Raw genomic sequence first — 3,565 nt, forward strand, 5'->3', positions numbered from 1 at the left:
CCGCGCGTCTTCATCGTCAGACTCTCTGCTATTCAAAATGTGTCAAAATGTTAGAAAATTCCCTACCGCTTCTAATTCATTACCTTAAGTTTAAGGATGTTCCAGTTCCCTACACTTTTGCTTGATTCATCTTTACACCTGACAACGCCGGAATTTCTAACAGCAATGTGGAAAGAATCCCCCGTCACAGCGTAAGCTAAACGGCGCTTAACCTGCATGATCCAATAGCTATAACCCTTTTGGAGTCTATATCGGTGATCCGAAGTAAAAGCCGTTTAGCTTAGCTTGACGGCGGGAGTATGTCAAACTAGAAAAGAAGGATTATTCCCAGAAATCATGACACTGCTGACGGTTCGATCGCTCAAAAAAGACTTCGGTATCAAGGAAATTGTCAAAGATGCGAGTTTTAGTCTCGATGATCGCGATAAAGTCGGCCTGATCGGTACGAATGGATCGGGAAAATCGACCCTATTGAAAATGATCGCCGGATTAGAAGCGATCGATGGTGGCGAAATTCAAATCAATTCCGGGATGAAAATCGTCTATTTACCCCAGCAACCCGATCTAGACGACGATAAAACGGTTTTAGAGCAGGTTTTCGCCGATAGTGGCGAAAGCATGACTTTAATCAAGGAATACGAGGAATTGTCCGATCGCCTTGTCCATGAGCCAGAAAATCTGGATACTATTATGGAACGTTTGTCAAGGGTTTCGCAACAAATTGATAAACTTGCGGCCTGGGATTTAGAAACCAATGCTAAAGTTATTTTAAGTAAACTGGGTATCGATAATTTTAATGCTCGCGTGGGAGATTTATCGGGGGGATATCGCAAAAGAATCGCCATCGCTACCGCACTTTTAGCCGATCCTGACTGTTTATTGATGGATGAACCCACAAACCATTTAGACGCGCTTTCCGTGGAGTGGTTACAGAGTTATTTGTCCCGTTTTCGGGGAGGATTATTATTAATTACTCACGATCGCTATTTTCTCGATCGAGTGACTAATCGCATCATTGAAATCGATCGGGGAGATTTATCTACTTATTCCGGTAATTATGCCTATTATCTAGAAAAAAAAGCTTTAGCGGAAGAATCGATCGCCAGTAGTCAACGCAAACACGCAGGAGTTTTACGACGGGAATTAGAATGGTTATCCCGGGGACCAAAAGCGCGCAGTACCAAACAAAAAGCGCGCATCGATCGCATTCAGTCCATGGGTAATAAGGAATTTAAACAGGTGGAGGGAAAAGTCGATATTGCCACCGCAGGAAGACGCATCGGTAAAAAAGTTATCGAAGTAGAAAATATCTCGAAAGCTTACGGAGATCATACTTTAATTAAAGATTTTACCTATATTTTTACCCCCGAAGATCGCATCGGTGTTATTGGCAGTAATGGGGTAGGAAAATCTACTCTCATGGATATTATTACCGGGAAAATTCTCCCCGATTCAGGCACAGTTGACATCGGTTCCACTATTCATATTGGTTACTTTGATCAACAATCCGATGATCTCAATATCAATGAAAATCAAAGAGTGATCGAATATCTGAAAAGTGTGGCCGAATTAGTCAAAACCCTAGACGGCAGCGTGATTACCGCTTCCCAGATGTTAGAAAAATTTCTCTTTCCTCCCGATCAACAGTATGCACCAATTTATAAACTTTCTGGAGGAGAAAGACGACGGTTATTTTTACTACGAGTTTTGATGAGTGCGCCTAATGTTTTAATCTTAGATGAACCCACCAATGATCTCGATGTGCAGACTTTAGCAATTTTAGAAGAATATTTAGAGGACTTTAACGGTTGTGTGATTGTCGTTTCCCATGATCGCTATTTTCTCGATCGAGTAGTTGATACTATTTTTTCCTTTGAAACGGGGGGTAATATCCGTCAATATCCAGGCAATTATTCCCTTTATCTCGATCAGAAAAAAGAGGAGGAGGAACCAAAAGAAAAAAAAGTCACCCCAAAAACTGTTAAAGCTTCTCCGTCACCTGTCAATAAGAAAATCTCTTTTAAAGAGAAAAAAGAATACGAAGATATCGAGAAACAAATACCAATTTTAGAAGCAAAAAAAGCCGAAATTGAACAGGTACTTTATGGAGAACCCCTAGAAGATTTTACTAAAATAACCGCTCTGACCGAAGAATTAGCTCAATTAAGTCAAAAAATTGATAATTTAACTGATCGCTGGTTAGAATTAGCGGAAAAATTAGGCTAGGATAATCCCTATTTTCCCGATCGATTTAGTCAAAACTGAGTGATAATTTCTGGTGAATCATCCTCATCCATAACCAGATCTGCCGACTCCACCCGCAAGAGTGCCAAATTATCGTTAACCACCCCTTGAAGATAGATTTCCCCCATCCCTTCACCCCCCAGATCGATCGAGCCAAAAACTTGACCGGTTTTGGTATTAAAATTAAACTGAAAATAATTAGCCGAGGAGATTCCCTCGCTGACATTATCGTATTTAGCGATCTCTTGACCACTGTTATCATAAAAAGATACCTGAAAATTTTCTAAAACTCGCATTTTTCCCGAACTTTTTTCCGAAAAGATAGTCGGGGCCGTTTTTTCATCATAACTAAAAGAACCTTTAGCTGTATAGCCTTGATTTCCCAACCATTGAAAATCGAGCGTCACTGCTAAAACTCCTTGGCTATTCATGTTAGCAACTAAAAGCCAAGCTAATAGTAAAGTCAATATTATCTTTTTCATTAGTCGGTTATTTCATTTACAGCAGTTATCCTAATGGTGAGGTACGAAGTCTCTGGTTTTGGAGAACAGGGAACAGCGAACGGTAGCTAGTCTTCCAGAGATGATGTCAAATACAAGCATACTTCATCTTTTTGTCAGGCGGTAAAGATGGCTTTACTCAATACTATTTTATCACTGCCCGGAATGAAATCGGCGGTCGCATCGATTCCCAAATTGCTACTGTTGAAGATAAAATTATCGCTACCATTACCACCAGTGAGTAAATCATCGCCTGAATCGCCAATGTACCATTAATATTATTAGTCCCAATTAGTTTGAGGTTTTCGACATTATTGGGTAAGGTTCGATTAATTGCGCTTTGTCAGGTGTCAGTAATAATTACTTGTCCTCGTTTTCATCTGTGCCATCACGATTATAGCAAAAGGGATTGCTACTTGCTTCTAGTTCTGACCATCTTTCCTCTGTTTAGTTCATTTAATCGAGAAAATTATTGAGACCATTGTTCAAAAAATTGCCGCAACTCGTCAAAAGAATTAACGGTTAGTGCCGATTTCAGTAACTCGTCTAAAATCGATAATACGGAAATTTTATCAATAGCTTGCTCAATTTCTATTGGAATGTCACCCAATCGCGTTTTTAAACCCATTTTAATATAATCACGAGCATTTTCTAACGCTCCAATTTCCTTCCCAATTTCCTTCCCAATTTCCTTACCTCGTTCTATTCCTCGTAACTCCCCAATTTCCTCACCAATTTTCCTTCCTCGTAACTCCATATTACTTATTAAAGGCATGGTTCTTTCCTCCTCAAATTGTTTGATTTTACTCTCTAAACTTGAC

3 protein-coding genes and 2 pseudogenes are annotated in these 3,565 nt (G+C 39.7%); 2 read left to right on the forward strand and 3 right to left on the reverse strand.

Annotation, left to right across the window (positions count from 1 at the left end; translation table 11 throughout):
* Together IM322_RS00985 and IM322_RS00990 are read left to right on the forward strand one after the other, a co-directional pair.
* Positions 1-125: pseudogene (locus IM322_RS00985) on the forward strand (IS1 family transposase); the annotation flags it as partial.
* A gap of 211 nt (positions 126-336) precedes the next feature.
* Positions 337-2,226: an ABC-F family ATP-binding cassette domain-containing protein gene (locus IM322_RS00990; RefSeq protein WP_287672520.1), complete on the forward strand. Its 1,890-nt coding sequence runs from the start codon at positions 337-339 to the stop codon at positions 2,224-2,226.
* Positions 2,227-2,255: 29 nt separating this feature from the next.
* Here IM322_RS00990 and IM322_RS00995 read toward each other — a convergent pair whose 3' ends face one another.
* From IM322_RS00995 to IM322_RS01005, 3 genes and pseudogenes are all read right to left on the reverse strand, one after another.
* Positions 2,256-2,726 (reverse strand): hypothetical protein, encoded by a 471-nt coding sequence (locus IM322_RS00995; protein WP_287672518.1) that lies wholly within the window; start codon positions 2,724-2,726, stop codon positions 2,256-2,258.
* A 158-nt stretch (positions 2,727-2,884) separates the two neighbouring features.
* Positions 2,885-3,114, reverse strand: a pseudogene (locus IM322_RS01000) (hypothetical protein); the annotation flags it as partial.
* A 99-nt stretch (positions 3,115-3,213) separates the two neighbouring features.
* Positions 3,214-3,565 (reverse strand): hypothetical protein (locus IM322_RS01005; protein WP_287713073.1); only part of this gene is annotated, 352 nt, incomplete at its 5' end.

Source organism: Microcystis sp. M109S1 (assembly GCF_020247025.1).
GTDB lineage: Bacteria > Cyanobacteriota > Cyanobacteriia > Cyanobacteriales > Microcystaceae > Microcystis.

Excerpts from the sequence above, each read along its gene's own strand:
- IM322_RS00990 (WP_287672520.1), top strand. The coding sequence starts at position 337 with ATGACACTGCTGACGGTTCGATCGCTCAAAAAAGACTTCGGTATCAAG.
- IM322_RS00995 (WP_287672518.1), bottom strand. The coding sequence starts at position 2,726 with ATGAAAAAGATAATATTGACTTTACTATTAGCTTGGCTTTTAGTTGCT.